Raw genomic sequence first — 24,001 nt, 5'->3', positions numbered from 1 at the left:
GTGCTGTTCGTCGTCGACAAGCCCGTCGACAGCGACGAAATACCGGTTGACGTCGAAGTGGACAACGACGTGATCGAACTATTCGCCGACGACAAACCCGTCGACGTCGACGTCGACAACGACGTAACCGTGCTGTTCGTCGTGGACAAACCCGTCGACAGCGATGAAATACCGGTTGACGTCGAAGTGGACAGCGACGTGATCGAGCTGTTCGCCGACGACAGACCCGTCGAAGTCGATGTCGACAACGACTTCACGGTACTGTTGGTCGTGGACAAGCCAGTCGACGTCGAGGTGGACAGCGACGTGATCGAGCTGTTCGCCGACGACAAACCCGTCGAGGTCGAAGTCGACAACGACGTCACGGTGCTGTTCGTCGTGGACAAGCCGGTCGACAGCGATGAAATCCCGGTCGACGTGGACGTCGACAGCGAAGTGATGGTGGAACCTATCGTACTGGCGACCGAATACAGTTCGCTGCCGTTTACCGCATCGGTACTGGTCGCGCTAATCAGGCCTGCTGCGACATTTTGTATGCGCCGCTCATTGCCCGCACTCCCTACGCTCACAACACCGGCGGTACCGCTCGTACCGGCAAACGATCCATAAGTCACACTTCCTATCGTCGCGCTGCTGACCGTGTCCGTCCCGCCAGTGGCGGCGGATGCCGTGCCGGTCGTGACGGAGTTGTAGCCGAGGGCGACCGAGCCTGTGGTAGCTGCGGTGGAACCTGCGCCTATGGCTACAGAATTGGTCCCGGTGGCACTGGAATACCCCCCGTATGCACTGGTGCTGAGACCGGAAGCGAGAGCTCCAACACCAACAGCTACGGCGCTAGTATTGGACGCCGTGGCAGCCGAGCCAATTGCCACGGCCTGATAACCGCTGGCGTTGGCGATGTAGGTGGTGTTGGAACCGATCGCTATGGCATTGCCGCCACTCGCCGAAGCCCATGCAGCATTATTCACGTACTGCGCATGAGCATCATGCGTCAGTGCGCCCAAGGCCACTGCAGCCAGGGCAATGCAATGAACGACCTTTGATTTCTTCGGCTTGCCTCTGGCAGAGTCAAGTTCCGATACGGCAACCCACGCCCCCAGCGACTCATTCCAGATCGCCCGATATGACTTATTCATTTGCATTACCCCATCTGCTCATGCGCCGTCTCGCAATTCAGGCGTGGATGACTCGTTTCGCACATAAAAAATCACGCGAGCGACAAGTCTCGAAGATTTTAATTTTCATTCCCAACACCCCACCCTCAAAGGCAGATTTTCGGATATAAAATTCAATGTGCGACTACAGCCTTCATCGGTCCCAGCAAAACACAACAACTAATATTATTTTATTTATCAAACTAAATTCTATATAAATTAGTTCACATTTCAAAACAACATTGAAAATTTTTGTCACAGAAATTATAAGAAATGTAAATTCCAGAAGGCGAACCGAAATTTCGTCTGCCCCCCTCGCGTGGCAAGCGTATAAACTGAAAGAGAATTGACAGTTAGCAAAGATGTCACCGATTAAAAGGTCAGAAGAAATGTCAATGATCAGCACATTGGCAACCTCAAGGGTGGTGGAGTGATTCAATCCGACATCATGAAAATGTTCATCGTGCGCGACTTGCCGACTACGCATCGGATTCATTGCACTGCCGTCCATTTATGCATCATTTTTTAATCAAAAAATAACGACATCACGAACACGGGCCGCAATTCGACCGATAATCCACGCAATCAACCGCCTCGAGTTCATTTCATCGATGATCAAATGGCACTGTCAGGCTGTCATCCCCCGGGAGAATTGAAAGGCCAAGCGGCGGCACCGCCGAGTGCTGTATCGGACTCGAAACATCGTCGAACGCCTCTTCAATTGCACCAAACATTTTCGTCACGTCACCACTCGATACGACAAGCTCGCGCGCAACTATCTCGCCTTCGTTGCGCTTGCCGGTGCCTTTGGGCGCTTGTGAGGATGTGAACAGAACCTAACGACATATTCGGAGCGCTCGATCCTCGCCGCCGTAGTCGAACCGGGCTCGCTGACGGCAGCCGCCGATCGGCTCAATCGCAGTCAATCCGCGATCAGCCACGCGTTGACCGAGCTGGAGGACATCATGCAGGTCAAGCTGCTCATACGCGACCGGCAACCGGTCGCCCTGACCGCCGCGGGCGAGCGTCTGTGGCCGTACGTTCGCAACGTCGTGCGGGAAGCGCAGACGCTGCGTCAGCAGTTCAGCCTGTCGCGAGGCAAGCTCGAGGGGCGGCTGATCGTCGCGTCGCTGCCGAGCGTATCCCTGACGTTCGTCGTGCCCGCGCTTGAAGCGTTGAAAGCGCTGCATCCGGGCGTGTCGGCCGTGCTGCTCGAAGGCACCGATGCGGAAGTCGAAGGATGGATCGAGGATGGCACCGCCGACGTGGGCGTCGTGGCCGGCGCGAAAACGTTCACTCACCATTTGCCGCTGCTCGAAGAGAATTTCGTCGCAGTCGCGGCAGCCGGTACGTTCGACGGCCGCAAGCGCGTGTCGACGAAGCAGTTGTCCGCGCTGCCGTTTATTTTCTCGAACGCGGGTTGCGGGCCGTTGATCGCGGATTATTTCGCGCAAAGCGGCATGCCGCTGCGCGCCGCCTTCAACGTGGTCGAAATGCACACCATTCTGTCCTGGCTACTGATACAGCGCTGGCTCATGGGAACCGTTCTTGCGGGGCTTGCCGTGAGAATGGCTTTCGAAGCGCGAAACTAAGCCGACGGGACGGCTCAGACGGCACGGATCGGCGAGCGCCTTCCTTGGGAGCGATCGCCGCAGGCCACCTCCTCGCCCGGGTCGCCATCCATGCGCGCCTTGAGGATGCGAGAGGCCCGATGTCGTTTCAACCCGGCCCGTCTGCCGCTACGGGCCCACTTTCGCACTCATCCCGCCGTCCGCCATGACGACCGATCCAACCATGAAGCTGGCGCGCGCGGACGCGAGAAAGAGCACAATTTCCGCAATTTCCCTCGGATCGGCGCGCTTCATCCGTGAGCCGCCAGCGCGGCGATGCCGTCGCCGTCCGCGACGACCGTGATCCGCGCCGGATTGACGGCGGCCGCCGCGGCGGCGCGCGTCGGCTCTGAGAGCCCCTCGCGGTTCAGCCGAGAATTCAAGCGTTTGTTCGGCCGCGCACCGACGCAGGAAGCCGAGCAGATGAAGGCCGCGTCGCCTGGTCCGAACCGATGCGCCGAACGGAATCGGCGTAACGTCGGGCTTTCCGGCGCAAGCGCGCCGTCCGGCGACCTGCGCCACGTTCCCGAATCAGACGGGAAGCGACCTCGCGAGCATCGATGCCTCGATGACGGCATTGCACCTTGCCGCCGCCCTCAAATCCGCCCGCCGGGCACGAACACCGCGCGACGAATGCTGTCGATCTCCCCCCAACGCGCCCCGACGTCCGCGAGCGGAATCGCCTCGGTCGCAATCCGCAACCCCGCCGTCGCCGTGGCCTCGAACACCTGCCGCATCGCATGCAGGACGCCCGACAGCGAAAGGCTGCCGATACCGCTGCCGAGCAGGGAAATCGGCGCGGCGCGCAACGCGGCGGCCGGCAGCAGGATCTCGCCGCCGCCGAGCGCGCCGATCTGCACGAATCGCAGCGGCGCATCCTCGGCCAGCGTGCGCGCCGCCGTCGTCAGCAAGGACAGCGCACTCGGCCCCCACACATAATCCAGCACCACGTCGACGCCTTCCCGATACTGCGCCTCGAACGCGCGGCTCAACGCGTCCGCGTCCTGCCGCAACGAAACGACGACGTCCGCCCCAACCTCCTTCAGCGATTCGAGCACGCCCGCGTCACGGCCGGTCGCGATGATCCGTCCGGCACCCAGATGCCTGGCGATCTGCACCGCCAACCGCCCCGACGTCCCCGTCGCGCCGTTGACCAGCACGGTCTCGCCCGCCGCGAACTTCGCGCGTTCGACGAGCGCCGCCCACGACGACATGCCGGGAATGGCGATCGCGGCGGCCGTGACGTCGTCGATGGTGTCCGGCAGCGGGACGCAATGGGCGTCGGGAACGAGACACTGCTCCGCCATCGCGCCGTACGGCGCGCGAGGCCAGAAGAAATACACGCGCCGACCGCTGTTCGCGTCCCGCCCCGCGCCGTCGAGCCCCGCCACGAACGGAAACGCGCCGGACGACGAATAGTGCGAGCCCGACGCCTTGGAGCGCGTCACGTGACTGAGCGCGGACGCGGCGACTTCGACGATGCGATGGCCGGGAAGCGGATCGGGGCGATCGAAATCGGTGTAAACGGGCGCTGCGCCCGCCGCTTTGACGACTGCTGCTTTCATGAGGAATCCTTGAGCTTGAATGGATACGATGGCGCGCGTCGGCGCAGGTCGCCGGGCCAAGCGCCGGCCCGTCCGCGCGAACGGAAGTCACGCATCCGTCGACTCGAGCCGACGCGGCGATCGAGAGAAGCGGCAACCGCCCCCTTGCGAAGCCTCGCGCCGTTCCAATCGGCCTGGTCAATGCAATCGTCGAGCGCCTGTCCGGCCGGCGACATGTTCGACGCCAAGACCGCGACGGGGAACCAGTCTACTGATGCGGAATCGGCCCGTCTCCGGTATAAAGGTCACTCGATCCTGTCTTCCGGCCATGCAAACCCGTATCATCCGACCCGATCTCGTGTTGTCGCCCGATGGCCCGTTCCTCGCCGCGGCGGAACTGACTCAGCGCGAAGCGCGCACGACGTCGCCGCACAGTCATCCGCGCGGCCAGCTCATGGGCGCGCTGAGCGGGCTCGTCTCGGTCGGCCTCGACGCGCAGCAGTGGGTCGTGCCCGCCACCCACGCGATCTGGATTCCGCCGCACTGCGTCCACTCGATCCGTTCCTACGGCCCCTTCTCCGGCTGGAGCGTGTTCATCGCCGAGCCGCGCTGCGAACGCTTGCCGCGGGAATCCCGAGCGATCAGGACCACGCCCCTGCTGCGCGAGAGCGTCAGACGCGCCGCGACCTGGCCCGGCGTCGATCTCGATCCGGCGCAAACGCGCATCGCGGAGGTCATCGTCGACGAACTGGCCGCGTCGAAGCCGGAATCGCTCGGTCTGCCGAGCCCGCGCGATCCACGGCTCGTCCGCATCACGGACGCCCTGGCGAGCGACCTGTCGGACAACCGCCGGCTCGAGGAATGGGCAGGCTGGGCCGGGATCGCGCCGCGCACGCTCAGCCGTCGCTTCATGGCGGAGACCGGCATGACTTTCGCGCAGTGGCGTCAGCAGGCGCGCCTGCTGCGCGCGCTCGAACGGGTCGCGGACGGGGCGCCCGTCACCACCATCGCGCTCGATCTCGGTTACGACAACGTCAGCGCGTTCATCGACATGTTCCGCCGCGCCCTGGGCACGACGCCCGGGCGATATCTCGCCGCCGATGCGCGGGAGAGCCGCGCCGAGGAATGACGGCGGGCTTCGGGTAGCGGGATCGCGCCGCCCCACCGTTCCGCCCGCGATTACGCGGCGCTTCGCGACCGCGCCGATGCTCAGGCGTCAAACGCAGGCCGCGCGCGCCGCGACACAGGCATCGCAGCACGCGCCGCGACGCCGAAGCGGCATCAACGCGCAATGAACACGCCCGAACTCGGGCAGGTCCCCTGCACGTTCCCATCGGTCACGAGCGACGCCGCGCTCGGGAACTGCGCGGCCGCGCTCGTCTTCACCGAAATCCACGCCTCGGTGAAATAGCTGACGCCGTTCGCCTTCGTGCACTTGAGCGACACCGCGTTGCGCGTGTTGCTGCCGAAGGCGGTCTCGAACGCGCTCAGCAGCTGGTTGCGCGTGACGGTCCGGCCCGCGTTCGCCTGCAGGAAGCTGTTGAACGAGGTGTTCGCGAGCCGGCTGATCATGCCCGTCGCCTGGTTCCAGTAGGCGTCCGGCGAAGCCGCGGCCGCGCAGGTGCCGTGCTTGAACCACTCGTGCTTGTCGAGGCACGACGCGACGCCCGGCATGTAGGTCGACAGCGTATTGCGGGTCGCGGCGCTGATCGGATAGGCGTCCATGCTGCACCACGCATGGGCGTTGTCGAGGTCGACGTCGTTCTGCGGCACGCCGCAGAAGAACGGCTGGTTGCCGTCGTAGTTGTTCGGCCAGAGGCCGTGCAGCGACAGGTTGTTCGCGGCGAACGAGCCTGCCAGGCTCGTGCATTCCGGCGTGTCGTGCGTCGCGCAGAAGCCCGGCTCCCAGGAGCTGGCGAGCAACAGGTAATCGTAGGACTGCGCGCTGGCGAAGCTGCAGGTCAACGCGAGGACGAGCCCGCCCAACACGCGCGAAAGCGTTCTGATCATACCGGCCCCTTGTATGTGCGCGGTCGCTGCGTCGCAGCCGCCGCAATACTGACGAATTGTCAGGTTCGGATTGTGTGCTCGCCAATATTGCAGCGGCGTGAACGCGCGCGAAATCGAACCCGGCCGATCGCGTCACGACGCGATCGGCCGGGCATCGGCTTGTTCAGGACACTTGATCAGTGCGGCGCGCGCCTCCCGCGCCGGCGGCCGTCAGGCCGGCTGCGCGTCGGCCTGACGCTCCAGCTCGCGCACGAGCGGCAGCACGCGGCGGCCGAAGTACTCGACCTCCTCGTGGTAATGCAGGAAGCCCGTCAGCACCAGGTCGACGCCGATCGCGCGCAAGGCCACGATCCGCTCGGCGATCTGCTCAGGGGTGCCGATCAGGTTGGTGCGGAACCCGTCGTTGTACTGGACCAGATCCTCGAGCGTCGAGTTCGCCCACATGCCCTGCCCGTCCGGCGCGGCGCGCCCGGCCTGCTTGACGGCATGGCCGAACGCCTGCACGGCGTCCACGTCGGCGTGCCGGACGATGTCGTCGAGCACCTGGCGGGCCTCGTCCTCGGTGTCGCGCGCGATCACGAACGCATTCACGCCGAAGCGCACGCGCCGCCCCTGCGCCGCGGCCGCCGCGCGGATCTCGTCGATCTGCGCGCGATGGCCGTCGAGCGTGTTGCCGTTCATGAAATACCAGTCCGACACCGCCGCCGCCATGCGCCGCGCGGCGGTGGAATTGCCGCCCTGAAAGATCTCCGGATGCGGCTGCTGGAGCGGCTTCGGCTTCAGCGTGTAGTCGTTGAAGCGGTAGAAATCGCCCTTGAACGTGAAATGATCCTCGGTCCACACGCCCTTCACGGCGCGGATGAACTCCTCCGAGCGCCGGTAGCGCTCGTCATGTTCGAGCCAGGGCTCGCCGAGCGCGGTGAATTCGCCCTTGAACCAGCCGCTGACCACGTTGATCGCGACACGCCCGCCCGTCAGCTGGTCGATGGTGGCGAGCTGCTTCGCGACCACGGCCGGATGCCAGGGCCCGGGCAGGATCGCGGCGATCACCTTCAGGCGTTCGGTGGCGGCGAGCAGCGCATGGCTGAACGCGACCGACTCGTGCTGGTACTCCGCGCCGTAGCCGGCGGTGAAGCGGATCTGCGACAGCGCATAGTCGAAGCCGTGCTGTTCGGCGAGCTGGGCGAGACGGCGGTTGTAGTCGATATCCCAGCTGGTGCGCTGCTCGATCTTGCTGACGACGAGACCGCCGCTGACATTGGGCACCCAGTAGGCGAACTTGAGAGATTCCGGCGCGTGACTCATCGGGGCGCTCCTTGCGTGGACAGGCATGACGATACCCGGCCCGCAGGGCCGCACGGCGGCGCCGGCGGGCCGGCCGGCGGCCCTCGCGCGCTGCTCCCGGCAGCGTCTGTCGGCGCATCGTACGGGCCCGGCCGCCACCACCCAACCAATCATTTCGACTATCGATGCCCGACCCGCCGATAAGTCGCCGCCCGCCCGAGCGGCGCGCGCCCGCTCAGGCGGCACAACAAAACGTCCCATTGAACACAAAAGCCGTGGAGAAGCGCGCAGAAACAACGATCGAAGTTGTGATTATCTGTATCAAAGTGAGGAAGTTTTGTTCCCGCATTGAACTGGGACAGCATTTTGTATTCCAATAGCCGCTTTGTAGTCTCATTACATTTCAACCGCTGTCCGGACCGCTCGCTCTCCATGAAAAAACGTCAACGCCGCTGGCTCGGCATTGCGGCAGGCCTCGTTGTGCTGGTCTCGCTCGTCGTGCTCCTCCTGCATTTTTTCTCCAAGGACAAAGGTCCGCAGTACCTGACCGCGAAGGTCGAACGCGCCACGCTCGAAAATACCGTGCTCGCGACCGGCACCCTGCAGGCGTACAAGCAGGTTGACGTCGGCGCGCAGGTGTCCGGCCAGCTGAAGTCGCTGAAGGTCAAGCTCGGCGACAAGGTGACCAAGGGCCAGCTGCTGGCCGAGATCGACCCGGTGCTCCCGCAGAACGCGCTGCGCCAGGCGCAGGCCGCCGAGGAACAGCTGGTCGCGCAGAAGCGCTCGACCGCCGCCCAGCTGGTGCAGGCGGAGCTGGCCTTCAAACGCCAGCAGCAGATGCTGCCCGACGACGCGACCTCGCGCTCGGACTTCGAATCCGCGCAGGCGAACCTCGGCGTCCAGCGCGCGACGCTCGCGTCGCTCGACGCGCAGATCCGCTCGGCGCGCATCCAGATCGAGACCTCGCAGGCCAACGTCGGCTACACGCGGATCGTCGCGCCGATGGACGGCCAGGTGGTCGGGATCGTCACGCAGGAAGGCCAGACCGTGATCGCGCAGCAGCAGGCGCCCGTGATCCTCAAGCTCGCCGATCTCGACACCATGACCGTCAAGGCGCAGGTCTCGGAAGCGGACGTGATCCGCGTGCATCCGGGCCAGACCACCTACTTCACGATCCTCGGCGACCCCGACCGGCGCTATTACGGCAAGCTGCGCGCGACCGAGCCCGCGCCGCAGAACTTCCTCGAACAGCAGAGCAGCCTGGGCGGCATGGTCGGCAGCACGCCGAAATCGAACTCGGCGGTGTTCTACAACGCACTGTTCGAAGTACCCAATCCCGACCACCGGCTGCGCATCTCGATGACCGCGCAGGTCAACGTGCTGCTCGGCACCGCGCGCAACGCGCTGAACATCCCTGTCGCCGCGCTGGGCGCGAAGGACAAGGACGGCGGCTACACGGTGCGCGTGCTCGGCGACAAGAATCGCGTCGACACGCGCAAGATCCGCACGGGCATCAACAACAACGTGAAGGTCGAGGTGCAGTCGGGCCTCAAGGAGGGCGACCAGGTGATCATCGGCGACGCGGCCGACGCCGAGGCCGCCGCGTCCGGCGCGGGGAACTGACGATGTCGGAACCCCTGCTGCAACTGACGAACGTCACCCGCAGCTTTCCCGCGGGCGACAAGGACGTCGTCGTGCTCAAGGACGTCAACCTGACGATCCACGCGGGCGAGATCGTCGCGATCATCGGCGCGTCGGGCTCCGGCAAGTCGACGCTGATGAACATTCTCGGCTGCCTCGACCACCCGACCTCCGGCAGCTACAAGGTGGGCGGCCGCGAGACGGGCGAGCTGGACAGCGACGAGCTGGCGCGCCTGCGCCGCGAGCATTTCGGCTTCATCTTCCAGCGCTATCACCTGCTGCCGCACCTGAGCGCCGCGGGCAATGTCGAGATGCCGGCCGTCTACGCGGGCACCGCCCACGCCGACCGGCGCGCGCGCGCGAACGACCTGCTCACGCGCCTCGGGCTCGCCGACCGCGCCGACCATCGCCCGAGCCAGCTGTCGGGCGGCCAGCAGCAGCGCGTCAGTATCGCGCGCGCGCTGGTGAACGGCGGCGAGGTGATCCTCGCCGACGAGCCGACCGGCGCGCTCGATTCGAAGAGCGGCCACGAGGTGATCCGCATCCTGCGCGAGCTGAACGCGCTCGGCCACACCGTGATCCTCGTCACCCACGACGAGAACGTGGCCGCGCACGCGCGCCGCATCATCGAGATCAGCGACGGCGAGATCGTCCGCGACCGGCCGAACCCGCGCGGCGACGAAGGCGACGCGCTCGAGGCCGCGCAGGCCGAGGGCCGCGCGCTGCGCCACGCGGCGCGCCTGTCGGCCGGCTTCGGACGCTTCACCGAGGCGTTCAAGATGGCCTGGGTCGCGCTCGTGTCGCACCGGCTGCGCACGCTGCTGACCATGCTCGGCATCATCATCGGCATCACCTCGGTGGTGTCGATCGTCGCGATCGGCGAAGGCGCGAAGCGCTACATGCTCAACGAGATCGGCAGCATCGGCACCAACACGATCAACATCTACCCCGGCACCGACTGGGGCGACAGCAAGAACGACACCATCCAGACCCTCGTGCCGGCTGACGTGACGGCGCTCGCCGACCAGCACTACGTCGACAGCGTGACGCCCGAGACCTCGCGCAGCCTGCTGCTGCGCTACCGCAACATCGACGTCAACGCGCTGATCAGCGGGGTCGGCGACACCTTCTTCCAGGTGCGCGGCATGAAGATGGCGCAGGGCATAGGCTTCGGCCCGGACGAGGTGCGGCGCCAGGCGCAGGTGGCCGTGATCGACCAGAACACGCGCCGCAAGCTGTTCGGCTCGAACCGGAACCCGCTCGGCGAGGTCGTGCTGGTCGACAACCTGCCGTGCGTCGTGATCGGCGTGACCGCCGACAAGAAAAGCGCGTTCGGCGACGTGAAGAGCCTCAACGTATGGGTGCCCTACACCACCGCGAGCGGCCGGCTGTTCGGCCAGCGCCATCTCGACAGCATCACGGTGCGGGTGCGCGACGGCCAGCCGAGCAAGGCCGCCGAGGAAAGCATCTCGAAGCTGATGCTGCAGCGTCACGGTCGCAAGGACTTCTTCACCTACAACATGGACAGCGTCGTGAAGACCGTCGAGAAAACCGGCCAGTCGCTGACGCTGCTGCTGTCGCTGATCGCGGTGATCTCGCTCGTCGTCGGCGGCATCGGCGTGATGAACATCATGCTCGTGTCGGTCACCGAGCGCACCCGCGAGATCGGCATCCGGATGGCGGTCGGCGCGCGGCAGGGCGACATCATGCAGCAGTTCCTCGTCGAAGCCGTGATGGTGTGCCTGATGGGCGGCGTGATCGGCATCGCGCTGTCGTTCGGGCTGAGCTTCCTGTTCTCTCTCTTCGTGAACCAATGGAAAATGGTGTTTTCGATCGGCTCGATCGTGTCGGCCTTCCTGTGCTCGACGTTGATCGGTATCGTGTTCGGCTTCATGCCGGCCCGCAATGCGTCGCGCCTCGATCCGATCGATGCGCTCGCGCGCGACTGATGGGGAGAGGATGATGATCCGTCTCGATGCCTTCATCGCTCCGCCCCGCCTGCTCACGCTTGCGCTCGCCGGCGTCGTGGCGCTCACGGCCGGCTGCGCGACCTCGGCCCGCCACGCGCCGCTGCCGCCCGTGCAGATGCCCGCGAACTGGACCTCGCCCGCCGCGCCGGCCGCGGCCGCGGCGGATCCGCAATGGTGGCGCACGTTCGACGATCCCGTGCTCGATCAGTTGATCGAGGATGCGCTGCGCACCAACAACAACCTCGCCGCCGCCGCGATCCGCGTGTACCGCGCCCAGTTGCAGGCCGGACTCGCCGACGCCAATCTCACGCCGAGCGTCGCGATCGGCGCGAGCGCCGCCGTGACGCGCACGCTCGACACGCATCAGATGACCCAGCGCTCGAACGTGTTGACCGGGTCGGTCAGCTACGTGGTCGATCTGTGGGGCAACCTGGCCGCGCAGAGCGACGTTGCGCACTGGGAAGCGCAGGCGACCGACGCCGATCGCGAAGCGGCGCAGCTGTCGCTGATCGGCACCACCGCGCAGTTGTACTGGCAGCTCGGCTACCTGAACCAGCTGATCGCGATCGGCGACGCGAACATCAAGTATGCGGAACAGACGCTCGCGCTGGTGCGCTCGCGCTACACGGCGGGCGCGGCCGCCGGGCTCGACGTCGCGCAGGCGGAACAGACCCTGTCGCAGCAGCGCGCGAGCCAGACGCAACTGATCCAGCAGCGCACCGAGGCGCGCAACGCGCTCGCGATCCTGTTCGACCGGCCGCCGCAGATCGCGGCGGCGGAGCCGTCGACGCTGCCGACGCAGCCGCTGCCCGAGGTGCGCGCGGGCCTGCCCGCCGATCTGCTGGCCCGGCGGCCCGACCTGCGCGCGACCGAGTTCCGGCTGCGCGAATCGCTGGCGAATGTCGACATCACGCGCACCAGCTTTTATCCGACCCTGACGCTGACGGGCGGCGTCGGCACGATGACCACGAGCCTGTCGCGCTTTCTGCAGAACCCGGTCGGCACGCTGGGCGCCGGCATTACGCTGCCGTTCATTCAGTGGAACACGATGCAACTGCAGATCAAGGTGTCGCGCACAAAGTACGAAGAAGCGGTCGTGAACTTCCGGCAGGCGCTGTACAACGCGCTGAGCGACGTGGAGAACGCGCTGTCGGCGCGGGTGCAGCTCGACAGCGAGGCCGTGCAGCGCAAGCTGTCGCTCGACCAGGCCCAGCGCGCGGAATCGCTCGCCCGCGCGCGCTACCAGGCCGGCGCGACCGACGTGCAACCGTGGCTCGACCAGCAGTCGCGGCTGCGCGACGCGCAAAGCGCGTTCGCGCAGAACCGGCTGAACCGGCTCAACAACCAGATGAAGCTGTATCAGGCGTTGGGAGGCGGTACCGGTTGAGCGTCAGGGAAAGGCGGCGATTCTCGATGACCAGGATCGCCCGCCGGTCGCAATTTTTAAGACGATTCCAATGTTTTGGGTCGCATCGGTGATGCAAATTTGTGCGTCGAGTCATCCGACGCCCAACACCTCATGTACCGATGCCGTTTCACGCTCAACAACCTTGGCCAGACGTTTATTCCTGTGTGTCGCGCTGCTGGCTTGGCTCTGCCTTGCCACCCTTGGCTATGGTCTGCTCTGGAGCCGCTATCTGGAGTACTTCCCGACCTATCCTCGCTGGGTCGAGCACCTGATCGATCTCACGACCGACGGCACCATGGATGACTTCGTGTTCAAGTACATCCTGTTGCTCTCATTCGCGAACGTCGCGCTCATCACGCTGGCTGTCTGGCGTGGCGGTGGCGGCCCCACCGATTCCGGCGCGACCGCCACCCCGACCGCCAAGTCATGCCTCCCCCAACCCCGCCAGCGGATGCGCATCCGCCTTCCACGGCGAGCAGAGGAAATGCCGCACCCGCTCGGCCCGCACCTCGACGAGCGAGGCCGGCGCCCAGCGCGGCTTGCGGTCCTTGTCGACCAGATGCGCGCGCACGCCTTCGCGGAAATCGCCGTCCTCGATCGCGCGCGCCGCGATCCCCAGCTCCATCCGGAACGATTCGGCCAGACTCATCTGGCGACCGCGCAACAAGGCCTCGCGCGTCACGTTGAGCATGGTCGGCGAATACGCGAGCAGCGCATCGAGCGTCGCCTGCAGCCATTGCCGGTGCTCGCGGCCCAGTTCGTCGCGCGCCAGATCCTGCCGCAGCGTCGCGACGATGCGCTCGACCCCGGAGCGCTTGTCGAAATGGCGGACGATCCAGGGCATCTGCCCGTCGAGCGCCGCGTGGGGCACCACGTTGCAGGGCGGCTCGAACACCGCGCGCAGCGCCTTCAGCGGCTCGCCGGACAGATCCGCGCGTTCGAGCCGCGTCTCGAACGTATCGAGCCACGACGAGGGCACGCACAGGTCCGCGAGCCGCGCGCCGAGCGCATCCGCGCCCGACAAGGTCGCGCCCGTCAGGCCGAGGTACAGCGCCAGCTCGACCGGCAGCCGCGCGAGGAAATGCGTCGCGCCGACGTCGGGCACGAAGCCGATGCGCGTCTCCGGCATCGCGATCCTGCTGCGCTCGGTCGCGACGCGCAGCGCCGCGCCCTGCGCGAGCCCCATGCCGCCGCCCATCGTGATGCCGTCCATCAGCGCGATCACCGGCTTCGGGAACGCGTGCAGCGTGTGGTCGAGCCGGTATTCGTCGACGAAGAACTGCAGCCAGCCGTCGTCGCCGCGCGTCGCCTGCTGATACAGCGCGCGCACGTCGCCGCCGGCGCAGAAGCCCTTCTCGCCCGCGCCGCGCAGCACGACCGCGGCGATCGCGTCGTCGCGCCGGCACGCGTCGAGCAGCACGGCCAGCGCACGCACCATCGCGTGCGACAGCGCGTTCAGCGCACCGGGACGGTTCAGCGTGATCACCGCCACGCGGTTCACGACGCGCATCAGCACCGTCTGCTGCGCGGCCGCCTCGGAACCCGCCTGCCTCATCGGCGCGCTCATCGCGTCTCTCCTTGCGGAGCGGCCCAATCCGGCGCGCGCTTGCCGAGGAACGCCGCCACGCCCTCGCGCGGTTCGCCGCTGTCGAACAGGTCGACGAAGCGCTCGCGCTCGACCGCGAGCGCCGCCTCGCGCGGCACGCCGCGCCGCGCCAGCCCGATCAGTTCCTTGGCGTAGCCGAGCGCAAGCGGGCCCTGCCGCGCCACCCGCCGCGCGAGCGCGAGCGCCGCGTCGCGCGCGCCGCCCGTGTCGACCACCTGCTCGACGAGCCCGATGCGCAGCGCGGTATCCGCGTCGACGCGCTCGCCCGCGAGGATCATGCGCTTCGCCCAGCCTTCGCCGACCAGCCAGGGCAGCGTCTGGGTGCCGAGCCCGCACGGCGTGAGGCCCACCGACGGCTCGGGCAGCGCCATCTGCGCATGCCGCTCGGCGATCCGCAGGTCGCACGCGAGCGCGCATTCGAGCCCGCCGCCCATCGCGTAGCCGTTGATCGCCGCGATCGTCACGCAGCGCGCGTCCTGCAGCGCCTCGAACGCCGAGCCGAAGCACGCGGCCATGGTGCGCGCGACCGCGTGATCGCCGTCCGCGAAGGTGTTCAGGTCCGCGCCCGCGCTGAAGAACTTCGGGCCGTCGCCGGTGATCACGAGCGCGCGCACGCGCGGCGTCGCATCGAGCCGGCCGACGGTCTCGCGCAACTGCCGCAGGCCGTCCGCGGTGAAGGTGTTGGCGGACGGCCGCTTCAGCGTGACGAGCGCGATCGCGCCGTCGTCCGCGTAATCGAGTTCGATCATGAGGCGTCCTTGTCCGGCACCGGCTGGTACAGCCGGATCACCGCCGAGAAATCGAGCCGGCCCGCGCCGCGGCTGCTCATGGTCTGGTACAGCTGCTGCGCGAGCGCGCCCAGGTAGACCGGCTGCCGCGCATGGCGCGCGGCGTCGTTCGCGAGCCCGAGATCCTTGAGCATCAGGTCGGTGCCGAAGCCGCCCGTGTAGCCGCGCGAGGCCGGCGCGGTCTCGACCACGCCCGGATACGGGTTGTAGGTGTCGGAACTCCAGCAGCGGCCGGTCGAGGTGTTGATGATGCCGCCCAGCACCTTCGGATCGATGCCGAGCGCGACCCCGAGCGCCATCGCCTCCGACACGCCCGCCATCGTGATGCCGAGCACCAGGTTGTTGCAGACCTTCGCGACCTGCCCCATGCCGATCGCGCCGCAGTGGACCAGGTTCTTGCCCATGCCCGCGAGCACCGGCTTCGCGCGTTCGAAGTCGGCGGCGTCGCCGCCGACCATGAAGGTCAGCGTGCCCGCCGCCGCGCCGCCCGTGCCGCCCGACACCGGCGCGTCGATGAACGCGCCGCCGTGCGCGCGCACCCGCTCGCCGACCGCCTGCGCGCTGGCCGGATCGATGGTGCTCGAATCGATCAGCAGCGCGCCCGGCGCGAGCCCGGCCAGCACGCCGTCGGGCGCGGTCAGCGCCGCGCGCACGTGCGCGGCCGCCGGCAGCATCGTGATCACGCAGGCGGCGCCCGCCGCCGCCTCGCGCGCCGACGCCGCGACCTGCGCGCCGCCGTCCCTGACGAGCCGCAGCGCGTCCTCGCTGAGGTCGAACGCGTGCACGTCGTGGCCCGCCTTCACGAGGTTGAGCGCCATCGGCGCGCCCATGTGGCCGAGGCCGATGAATCCGATCTTCATGACGCCTCCCGTTCAGTGCAGCCGGATCGTGGTGTTGACCGCGCCCGCGCTCGCGTCGTCGTCGAACCAGCGCGCGGTGACGGTCTTGGTCTGCGTGTAGAACTGCACGACCTGCTTGCCGTAGGGGCCGAGGTCGCCGAGCTTCGAGCCGCGCGAGCCCGTGAAGCTGAAGAACGGCACCGGCACCGGGATCGGAATGTTGATGCCGACCTGGCCGACGTCGATGTCGCTCTGGAACTTGCGCGCCGCCGCGCCGCTCTGCGTGAACAGGCCCACGCCGTTGCCGAACGGGTTCGCGTTGACGAGCGCGATCGCGCCGTCGAGCGAATCGGCCGTCAGCACCACCAGCACCGGCCCGAAAATCTCCTGCGTGTAGATCGACATGTCGGGGCGCACGTCGGTGAACACCGTCGGCCCGATGAAATTGCCGTCCTCGTAGCCCGGCACCGTCACGCCGCGGCCGTCGAGCGCGAGCGTCGCGCCCGACTCGACGCCTTCCTCGATCAGCTTGAGCACGCGCGCCTTGGCCGCGCGCGACACCACCGGGCCGACGTCCGTGCCCGGCTGGTCGCCCGCGTTCACCTTGAGGGTCTTCGCCTTCGCGACGATGTCCGGCAGCCAGTCGCGCGCGGCGCCCACCAGCACCGCCACCGAGGTCGCCATGCAACGCTGCCCCGCCGCGCCGAACGCCGCGCCGACCAGCGCGTTGACGGTCTGCTCGCGATTCGCGTCGGGCAGGATCACCGCGTGGTTCTTCGCGCCCATCATCGACTGCACGCGCTTGCCGTGCTCGCTGCCGAGCCGGTACACGTGGGTGCCGACCGCCGTCGAGCCGACGAACGAGATCGCCTTCACGAGCGGATGCGTCGAGATCGCGTCGACCACCGTCTTGCCGCCGTGCACGACGTTCAGCACGCCCTTCGGCACGCCGGCCTCCAGGGCCAGCTCGACCAGCTGCATCGTCGACAGCGGGTCCTGCTCCGACGGCTTCAGCACGAAGGTGTTGCCGCACACGAGCGCCATCGGGAACATCCACAGCGGGATCATCGCCGGGAAGTTGAACGGCGTGATGCCGGCGCACACGCCGATCGGCTGGCGCAGCGTGTAGGTGTCGACGCCGCCCGCGACGTTCTCCGCGAATTCGCCGAGCTGCAGCGTGCCGACCGAGCACGCGTGCTCGACCACTTCGAGGCCGCGGAAGATGTCGCCTTCCGCGTCGGGCAGCGTCTTGCCCTGCTCGGCCGTCAGCGTGCGCGCGATGCGCGGCAGGTTCGCGCGCACCAGCTCCTGATACTTGAGCATGATCCGCATGCGCGCGGACAGCGGCGTGTTCTTCCAGGTCGCGAACGCGGCCTGCGCGGCGCGCGCCGCGGCGTCGACCTCGTCCACCGTCGAGAACGGCACGCGCGCGAGCACCTGCTGGGTCGCCGGATTGACGACATCGCGCCACTCAGCCGTTTGCGACTCGACGAATTCGCCGTCGATCAGCAGCTTGACCGTCGGTACGTCCTGCCCCGCGCGGGGCGTCGGGATTGCGTTCATCGTGCAACTCTCCTTGGGTTGGCCCCGGCGCGCGGTGCGCGCGGCGGCCCGGTTCATGTCAGGTGGTGCGCGCCGGCGCACGCGGGTCACTTCGCGTCGTCGGCGAAATCCTCTTCCCAGTACTCGCCCGGCATCCGCAGCGTCGCATCGCCGCCGCGCTCCAGCTCGCGGCGGCGCAGCTCGACGCGGCGGATCTTGCCCGAGATGGTCTTCGGCAGCTCCGCGAACTGCAGCCGGCGAATCCGCTTGTACGGCGCGAGCTTCTCGCGCGAGAAGCGGAAGATCTCGCGCGCCAGCGCCTCGCTCGGCTCGAAGCCCGTGCGCAGCGTGATGAAGGTCTTCGGCACCGACAGCCGCAGCGGATCGGGGCTCGGCACCACCGCGGCCTCCGCGATCGCCTCGTGCTCGATCATCACGCTCTCGAGTTCGAACGGGCTCAGCCGGTAGTCGGACGACTTGAAGACATCGTCCGCGCGGCCGACATAGACGTAGTAACCGTCGTCGCGCAGCAGGGCGATGTCGGACGTGCGGTAATGGCCGTCGCGCATCGCGTGCGCGGTGGCGTCCGGATTGTTCGCATAGCCGTTCATCACGTCGCGCGCGTGCAGGCCGCCCTCACCCAGCTTCAGCGCGATCTCGCCCTCGGCCGCGGGCGCGCCGTCCGGGTCGAGCAGCGCGATCCGGTAGCCGGGCAGCGGCCGGCCCATCGAGCCCGTCACCACCGGCTGGCCCGGCGAGTTGCCGATCACGCAGGTGGTCTCGGTCTGGCCGTAGCCGTCGCGGATCGTCACGCCCCACGCTTTCCTGACCCGCTCGATGATCTCGGGATTGAGCGGCTCGCCCGCGCCGACGATCTCGCGCACTTTCACGTCGAACGATGCGAGCGGCTGCTGGATCAGCATCCGCCACACCGTCGGCGGCGCGCACAACGTCGTGATCCCGCGGCGCACCAGCGTGTCGAGCACTGCCTGCGGCTCGAAGCGCGCGTAATTGAACGCGAACACGCAGGCCTGCGCGTTCCACGGCGCGTAGAAGCAGCTCCACGCATGCTTGGCCCAGCCCGGCGAGCTGATGTTCCAGTGGATGTCGCCCGCCTGCAGGCCGATCCAGTACATCGTGACCAGATGGCCGACCGGATAGGTGCGGTGCGTGTGCTCGACCAGCTTCGGCTTCGAGGTCGTGCCCGAGGTGAAATACAGCAGCATCGGGTCGTGCGCGTGCGTGACGCCGTCCGGCGTGAACGCCGCGCTCGCGTGGCGGGCGTCGTCGAGCGCGTGCCAGCCGTCGCGCGGCGCGCCCGCGACGAGCCTGATGAGCCCGAGGCCCGGCTGCTCGAACTTCTCCGTCTCGCGCTCGTCGACGATCGCGAAGCGCGCCTCGCCGAGCGTCACGCGGTCGCGCACGTCGTCGGCCGACAGCTGCGTGGTCGCGGGCAGCACCACCGCGCCGAGCTTCATCGCGGCCAGCATCGCATCCCACAGCTCGACGCGGTTCGGCAGCATCAGCAGGATCCGGTCGCCGCGCCGCACGCCGATGCCGCGCAGGTAGTTCGCCAGCCGCGCGGACCGCTCGGCCATCTGCGCGAACGAATAGCGCGCCTCGCTGCCGTCCTGCTCGACGATCCACAGCGCGGGCCGGTCGTTGCCGTTCGCCATCGGGTCGAAATAGTCGAGCGCCCAGTTGAAGGTGTCGAGTTCGGGCCAGCGGAAATCGCGGCAGGCCGTGTCGTAGTCGGTGCGGTGACGCTGCAGGAAATCGCGCGCGTCGAGAAAAGCCTGTGCCGTCATGGTGTCGTCTCCGTCCAGGTTGGGCGCGCCGGTCGCCGCCGGCTGCGCGGTCGCGCTCACAGCTGGCGTGCAATCACCATCCGCTGTACTTCGCTCGTGCCCTCGTAGATCTGCGTGATGCGCGCGTCGCGATAGTGACGCTCGACGTCGTAGTCGACGAGATAGCCGTAGCCGCCGTGAATCTGGATCGCGTCCGAGCACACGGCCTCGGCCATCTCCGACGCGAACAGCTTCGCCTGCGAGGCCTCGGACAGGCACGGCAGGCCCTCCGTGCGCAGCCGGGCCGCGTGATGCACGAGCAGGCGCGCGGCGTTGATGCGCGTGGCCATGTCGGCGAGCTTCTGCGCGATCGCCTGGTGCTCGGCGATCGGCTTGCCGAACTGCACGCGCTCGCCCGCATAGCGGCGCGCCTTGTCGAACGCCGCGCGCGCGACGCCGACCGCCTGCGCGGCGATGCCGATGCGGCCGCCCTCGAGGTTCGACAGCGCGATCTTCAAGCCCTCGCCGCGCGCGCCGAGCAGGTTCGCCTCGGAAATCGCGCAGTTCTCCAGCGTGATCGGGCAGGTGTCGGAGGCGCGGATCCCCATCTTCTTCTCGGGCTTGCCGACGATGAAGCCCGGCGTGTCGGTCGGCACCAGGAATGCGGACAGGCCGCGCTTGCCTTGATCCGGATCGGTCATGGCAAAAACGATCGCGAGCCCGGCGCGCGCGCCGTTGGTCACGAACTGCTTGCTGCCGTTCAGGATCCAATGGCCGTCGCGCAGCTCCGCGCGGGTGCGCAGGTTGTGCGCCTCGGAGCCGGCCTGCGGCTCGGTCAGGCAGAACGCGCCGATGGTGCGGCCCGCGGCCAGCTCGCGCAGCCAGCGCTCCTGCTGCGCGGGGCTGCCGAAGTGCAGCAGCGGCCCGCAGCCGACCGAGTTGTGCACGCTCATCAAGGTCGCGCACGACGCGCAGCCGGCCGCGATTTCCTCCAGGGCGAGCGCGTACGCGGTGTAGTCGGTGTAGGAGCCGCCCCATTCGGCCGGCACGATCATCCCGAGCAAGCCCAGTTCGCCCATCTGCGCGACCACCTCGCCGGGCAGGTGCGCGTCGCGGTCCCACTGCGCGGCGTTCGGCGCGAGCGCCTCGGCCGAGAAGGCGCGCGCGGCGTCGCGGATCATCCGTTGATCTTCGGTGTAAAGCTGGTCCATGGCGCTGCATGTCTCCCGGCGGCCGCGCCGCCCTGTCTGTCATCTTTCAAGTGTAGGCAACGCGCGATTTCTGTTCGATGCTCGCTCCGCTCATTTACACTGATCGTTTTTGCCACACTGCTGCACAGACGGTTCAACGATGACGCAAGAAGAAAAGGGGACGGTTTCAATCGCCCTGGTGGAGACCAGCCTCGCGCTCGCGCGCCGGCAAGGCGCCGACGAGACGGCGCTGCTGGCGGCCGCGGCGATTCCCGCGGCGCTGCTGGGTGCGCCGAAGGCGCGCGTGTCGGCGCAGCAATACGGCGCCCTGTGGAACGCGATCGCGCACGCGCTCGACGACGAATTCTTCGGGCAGGACCGCCATCCGATGCGCAACGGCAGCTTCATCGCGATGAGCCAGGCCGCGCTCGGCGCGCGCACCGGGTTGCGCGCGCTCAGCCGCGCGGTGAACTTCATGCGCTATGTGCTCGACGACCTGCACGCGGAGATCGACGTCGACCCGCACCGCGTGCGCCTGCGCTTCGTGCATCGCGACGGCGCGGGCGCGCCGGAGATGTTCACCTACGCGACCTACTTCATCCTCGTCTACGGCCTGACCTGCTGGCTGATCGGCCGGCGCATCCCGCTGCTGCACGCGCGCTTCCGCTGCGCGGAACCGCCCGCCGCGCACGAATACCAGCTGATGTTCTGCGATGATCTCCGCTACGGGCAGGATGCGTCGTACGTCGATTTCGAGCCCGACTTCGCCGCGCTGCCGGTGGTGCAGACCGCGAAGACGCTGAAGGCGTTCCTGCGCGGCGCGCCGGCCAATTTCATCGTCAAGTACCGCAACCCCGACGCGCTCGCCGGCCGGGTGCGCGCGGCGCTGCGCGGGCTGCCGCCCGTCGCGTGGCCGACCGCCGATGCGCTCGCGGCGCGGCTGCATGTCGGCGAGGCGACGCTGCGCCGCAAGCTGAAGCAGGAAGGCCAGTCGTACCAGGCGATCAAGGACGCGCTGCGCCGCGAGCTGGCCTGCGACGCGCTCGCCGAACCCGAGCGCACCGTCGCGGAGATCGCCACCTCGCTCGGATTCGCCGAGCCCAGCGCGTTCTACCGCGCGTTCCGCAAGTGGAGCGGCCTGAGCCCCGCCGACTACCGCCGGCGGCTGCCGGGCTTCGCGCTTTCCCCGGAAAAGACCTAAGCTACAAGCATCGGGCCACGCCCATCCACCGGCGCGGCCGCGCCGGTTGCGGCAACGCAGCACGGCGTCGCGGTCGCCTGCCGGAAGCCGCCATGCCTGTTGACCATCGATCGTCGCGGCACCCCAGCACCCTGCCCGCCCGCCTCGCGCGCGCGGCGCTGCTGTTGCTGGGCCTGTTCGCCGTCTGCGCGGCGCTCGCCGCGACGCCGCCCACGCCCGCCCCCGTCGTCATGATTCCGGTCGACGGCGCGATCGGCCCCGCGAGCGCCGATTTCATCGTGCGCGGGCTCGCGCATGCCGAGGCGACGCACGCGCAGCTCGCGGTGCTGCAACTCGACACGCCGGGCGGCCTCGACACATCCATGCGCCAGATCATCAAGGCGATCCTCGCCTCGCCGGTGCCGGTCGCGGCCTACGTCGCGCCGGCCGGCGCGCGCGCGGCGAGCGCCGGCACCTACCTCGTCTATGCGAGCCACATCGCCGCGATGGCGCCCGGCACCAATCTCGGCGCGGCCTCCCCCGTGCAGCTCGGCGCGGCGGGCGCGGCCGCGCCGGGCGGCCGCGCGGGCAGCGGCGCCGACACGGCCTCGACCGAGGCCCGCAAGGCCACCCACGACGCGGCCGCCTACCTGCGCAGCCTCGCGCAGCTGCGCGGCCGCAATGCCGAGTGGGCCGAGCGCGCGGTACGGGAGGCGGTGAGCCTGCCCGCGGCCGACGCGCGCGCGCTGCACGTGGTCGATCTGGTCGCCGCCGATCCCGCCGATCTGCTGCGCCAGCTCGACGGCCGCGAGGTGTCGACCGAGTCGGGCCTGCATCGCCTCGACACCGCGCACGCGCCGCTCGACTGGCGCATCGCGGACTGGCGCAGCCGGCTGCTCGCCGTGATCACCGAACCGAACGTCGCGCTGATCCTGCTGACGGTCGGCATGTACGGCCTGTTCTTCGAGTTCGCGAACCCGGGTTTCGTGCTGCCCGGCGTCGCGGGCGCGATCAGCCTGCTGACCGGCCTGTTCGCGCTGCAGCTGCTGCCCGTGAACTACGCGGGCCTCGCGCTCGTCGTGCTCGGCCTCGGCTTCCTGATCGCCGAGGCATTCCTGCCGACGTTCGGCGTGCTCGGCATGGGCGGCATCGCGAGTTTCGCGATCGGCGCGCTGATGCTGATCGACACCGACCTGCCCGGCTACGGCGTGCCGTGGCCCGTGATCGCGGCGCTCGCGGCGACGGGCGCGCTGCTCGTGCTCGTCGTCTCGGGCGGCGCGCTGCGCGCGCGCCGCCGACCGGTGGTGACGGGCGCCGAGGCGCTCCTCGGCAGCATCGGCGAAGTGCTCGACGACGGCCTGCAGCCCGACCAGCCCGCGCGCGGCCCGACGGCGCCGTCGGCGGCCGGCTGGGCGCTCGTGCACGGCGAACGCTGGCGGGTCGCGAGCAGCGCGCCGCTGGCCGCCGGCCACCGGGTCCGCGTCACGGGCCGGCAGGGCCTCACGCTGACCGTCGCGCCGCTGTACGACCCGCCGTCCGCACCAGGAGAACCTTCATGATCAGTTTCACCTTCGGCTTCGGCAGCCTGCTGGCCCTGCTCGCACTGGTGCTCGTCGCGATGGCCGTGCGGATCTTCCGCGAATACGAACGCGGCGTGGTGTTCATGCTCGGCCGCTTCTGGAAGGTCAAGGGGCCGGGCCTCGTGCTGATCGTGCCGATCGTCCAGCAGGTGGTGCGCATCGACCTGCGCACCGTCGTGTTCGACGTCCCGCCGCAGGACGTGATCACGCGCGACAACGTCTCGGTCAAGGTCAACGCGGTCGTGTACTTCCGCGTCGTCGATCCGGAGAAGGCGGTGATCCAGGTCGCGCGCTACTTCGAGGCCACCAGCCAGCTCGCGCAGACCACGCTGCGCTCGGTGCTCGGCAAGCACGAGCTGGACGCGCTGCTCGCCGAGCGCGAGCAGCTCAACGCCGACATCCAGAAAGCGCTCGATGCGCAGACCGACGCGTGGGGGATCAAGGTGTCGATGGTCGAGATCAAGCACGTCGACCTCAACGAGACGATGATCCGCGCCATCGCGCGTCAGGCGGAGGCCGAGCGCGAGCGGCGCGCGAAGGTGATTCACGCGGAGGGGGAATTGCAGGCGTCCGAGAAACTGCTGCAGGCCGCGCAGCGGCTCGCGCTGCAGCCCCAGGCGATGCAGTTGCGCTATCTCCAGACGCTGACCACGATCGCCGCGGACAAGAATTCGACGATCGTGTTTCCGTTGCCGGTGGATCTGCTCAACGCCGTGCTGGAACGCCTCGGCACGCCGAAATCCCCGTCGTAGGCCCACCCCGGCGCGCGCCGCCTGATCCGTCCCCTGGGGTGCGGGCGCGCCGCCGCTCGACCGGATTAGGAGAAATACTCCTTTCTAAAGGCTCGCGTCCGTCGCTCACTGGTATA

General features: G+C 68.1%; 19 protein-coding genes and 3 pseudogenes. 10 read left to right on the top strand and 12 right to left on the bottom strand.

Annotated features, from left to right (window positions below; all coding sequences use genetic code 11):
- Together AC1RQF_RS29285 and AC1RQF_RS29280 are read right to left on the bottom strand one after the other, a co-directional pair.
- A partial coding sequence (locus AC1RQF_RS29285) for an ESPR-type extended signal peptide-containing protein (protein ID WP_492873567.1) occupies window positions 1–1,136 on the bottom strand: 1,136 nt, incomplete at its 3' end.
- A 172-nt stretch (window positions 1,137–1,308) separates the two neighbouring features.
- Window positions 1,309–1,665 (bottom strand): hypothetical protein, encoded by a 357-nt coding sequence (locus AC1RQF_RS29280; RefSeq protein ID WP_492873565.1) that lies wholly within the window; start codon window positions 1,663–1,665, stop codon window positions 1,309–1,311.
- Between the two features lie 145 nt (window positions 1,666–1,810).
- On the opposite strand from AC1RQF_RS29280, the pseudogene AC1RQF_RS29275 reads away from it, so the two are divergent.
- Both AC1RQF_RS29275 and AC1RQF_RS29270 read left to right on the top strand, forming a co-directional pair.
- A pseudogene (locus AC1RQF_RS29275) lies at window positions 1,811–1,975 on the top strand (transposase); the annotation flags it as partial.
- A gap of 39 nt (window positions 1,976–2,014) precedes the next feature.
- Window positions 2,015–2,665 (top strand): annotated as a pseudogene (locus tag AC1RQF_RS29270) (LysR family transcriptional regulator); the annotation flags it as partial.
- A 228-nt stretch (window positions 2,666–2,893) separates the two neighbouring features.
- Here AC1RQF_RS29270 and AC1RQF_RS29265 read toward each other — a convergent pair.
- On the bottom strand, window positions 2,894–3,019 hold the full coding sequence (locus tag AC1RQF_RS29265) for an SDR family oxidoreductase (protein ID WP_273997942.1): 126 nt from the start codon (window positions 3,017–3,019) through the stop codon (window positions 2,894–2,896).
- A gap of 45 nt (window positions 3,020–3,064) precedes the next feature.
- Here AC1RQF_RS29265 and AC1RQF_RS29260 point away from each other — a divergent pair.
- Window positions 3,065–3,240: pseudogene (locus AC1RQF_RS29260) on the top strand (AraC family transcriptional regulator); the annotation flags it as partial.
- 120 nt (window positions 3,241–3,360) lie between these two features.
- Here the strand turns inward: AC1RQF_RS29260 and AC1RQF_RS29255 are convergent.
- Window positions 3,361–4,329: a quinone oxidoreductase family protein gene (locus tag AC1RQF_RS29255; protein WP_273997941.1), complete on the bottom strand. Its 969-nt coding sequence runs from the start codon at window positions 4,327–4,329 to the stop codon at window positions 3,361–3,363.
- A gap of 307 nt (window positions 4,330–4,636) precedes the next feature.
- Here AC1RQF_RS29255 and AC1RQF_RS29250 point away from each other — a divergent pair, with 307 nt between their 5' ends.
- The gene (locus AC1RQF_RS29250; protein ID WP_492873562.1) at window positions 4,637–5,437 is read left to right on the top strand and encodes an AraC family transcriptional regulator; all 801 of its coding nucleotides are present in this window, start codon (window positions 4,637–4,639) and stop codon (window positions 5,435–5,437) included.
- A 152-nt stretch (window positions 5,438–5,589) separates the two neighbouring features.
- On the opposite strand, the gene AC1RQF_RS29245 is transcribed toward AC1RQF_RS29250, so the two are convergent.
- Both AC1RQF_RS29245 and sfnG read right to left on the bottom strand, forming a co-directional pair.
- Window positions 5,590–6,318 (bottom strand): ribonuclease T2, encoded by a 729-nt coding sequence (locus tag AC1RQF_RS29245; protein ID WP_273997937.1) that lies wholly within the window; start codon window positions 6,316–6,318, stop codon window positions 5,590–5,592.
- A 210-nt stretch (window positions 6,319–6,528) separates the two neighbouring features.
- Window positions 6,529–7,623 carry a dimethylsulfone monooxygenase SfnG gene (gene sfnG, locus AC1RQF_RS29240; protein ID WP_273997936.1) on the bottom strand — a complete coding sequence of 365 codons (1,095 nt, stop codon included), beginning with the start codon at window positions 7,621–7,623 and terminating at the stop codon, window positions 6,529–6,531.
- A 411-nt stretch (window positions 7,624–8,034) separates the two neighbouring features.
- Here sfnG and macA point away from each other — a divergent pair, with 411 nt between their 5' ends.
- The 3 genes from macA to AC1RQF_RS29225 are packed head-to-tail and all read left to right on the top strand — an operon-like array spanning window position 8,035 to window position 12,600.
- A complete protein-coding gene (macA, locus tag AC1RQF_RS29235; protein ID WP_273997935.1) occupies window positions 8,035–9,225 on the top strand; it encodes a macrolide transporter subunit MacA in 1,191 nt (396 codons plus the stop codon).
- A 2-nt stretch (window positions 9,226–9,227) separates the two neighbouring features.
- A complete protein-coding gene (gene macB / locus AC1RQF_RS29230; protein ID WP_273997933.1) occupies window positions 9,228–11,192 on the top strand; it encodes a macrolide ABC transporter ATP-binding protein/permease MacB in 1,965 nt (654 codons plus the stop codon).
- A 13-nt stretch (window positions 11,193–11,205) separates the two neighbouring features.
- Entirely contained in the window at window positions 11,206–12,600 is a 1,395-nt protein-coding gene (locus AC1RQF_RS29225; protein ID WP_492873559.1) for an efflux transporter outer membrane subunit, read from the top strand.
- Window positions 12,601–13,045: 445 nt separating this feature from the next.
- Here AC1RQF_RS29225 and AC1RQF_RS29220 read toward each other — a convergent pair whose 3' ends face one another.
- From AC1RQF_RS29220 to AC1RQF_RS29195, 6 genes are all read right to left on the bottom strand, one after another.
- Complete coding sequence (locus AC1RQF_RS29220) at window positions 13,046–14,188, bottom strand: enoyl-CoA hydratase/isomerase family protein (protein WP_273997931.1); 1,143 nt, start codon at window positions 14,186–14,188, stop codon at window positions 13,046–13,048.
- Entirely contained in the window at window positions 14,185–14,976 is a 792-nt protein-coding gene (locus AC1RQF_RS29215; RefSeq protein WP_492873558.1) for an enoyl-CoA hydratase, read from the bottom strand. The genes AC1RQF_RS29220 and AC1RQF_RS29215 overlap by 4 nt, the downstream gene beginning before the upstream one ends.
- Window positions 14,973–15,875 (bottom strand): 3-hydroxyisobutyrate dehydrogenase, encoded by a 903-nt coding sequence (mmsB, locus tag AC1RQF_RS29210; protein WP_273997928.1) that lies wholly within the window; start codon window positions 15,873–15,875, stop codon window positions 14,973–14,975. The genes AC1RQF_RS29215 and mmsB overlap by 4 nt, the downstream gene beginning before the upstream one ends.
- Before the next feature lie 12 nt (window positions 15,876–15,887).
- Window positions 15,888–17,417, bottom strand: coding sequence for a CoA-acylating methylmalonate-semialdehyde dehydrogenase (locus AC1RQF_RS29205; protein WP_492873556.1), 1,530 nt, complete (start codon window positions 17,415–17,417; stop codon window positions 15,888–15,890).
- Window positions 17,418–17,503: 86 nt separating this feature from the next.
- A complete protein-coding gene (locus AC1RQF_RS29200; protein ID WP_273997925.1) occupies window positions 17,504–19,204 on the bottom strand; it encodes an AMP-binding protein in 1,701 nt (566 codons plus the stop codon).
- Window positions 19,205–19,260: 56 nt separating this feature from the next.
- Window positions 19,261–20,394: an acyl-CoA dehydrogenase family protein gene (locus AC1RQF_RS29195; RefSeq protein ID WP_273997923.1), complete on the bottom strand. Its 1,134-nt coding sequence runs from the start codon at window positions 20,392–20,394 to the stop codon at window positions 19,261–19,263.
- A 139-nt stretch (window positions 20,395–20,533) separates the two neighbouring features.
- Between AC1RQF_RS29195 and AC1RQF_RS29190 the strand changes: the two genes are divergently transcribed.
- From AC1RQF_RS29190 to AC1RQF_RS29180, 3 genes are all read left to right on the top strand, one after another.
- Entirely contained in the window at window positions 20,534–21,574 is a 1,041-nt protein-coding gene (locus AC1RQF_RS29190; RefSeq protein WP_273997921.1) for an AraC family transcriptional regulator, read from the top strand.
- 92 nt (window positions 21,575–21,666) lie between these two features.
- Entirely contained in the window at window positions 21,667–23,112 is a 1,446-nt protein-coding gene (locus AC1RQF_RS29185; RefSeq protein ID WP_273997919.1) for an NfeD family protein, read from the top strand.
- Window positions 23,109–23,885 (top strand): slipin family protein, encoded by a 777-nt coding sequence (locus AC1RQF_RS29180; protein ID WP_492873552.1) that lies wholly within the window; start codon window positions 23,109–23,111, stop codon window positions 23,883–23,885. Before AC1RQF_RS29185 ends, AC1RQF_RS29180 begins: the two co-directional genes overlap by 4 nt.
- Window positions 23,886–24,001: the final 116 nt, after the last annotated feature.

This window comes from Burkholderia sp. GW821-FHT14F03, assembly GCF_058803765.1.
The sequence above is the reverse complement of the archived record's forward strand: the minus strand, read 5'-3'. Positions and strand labels throughout refer to the sequence as shown.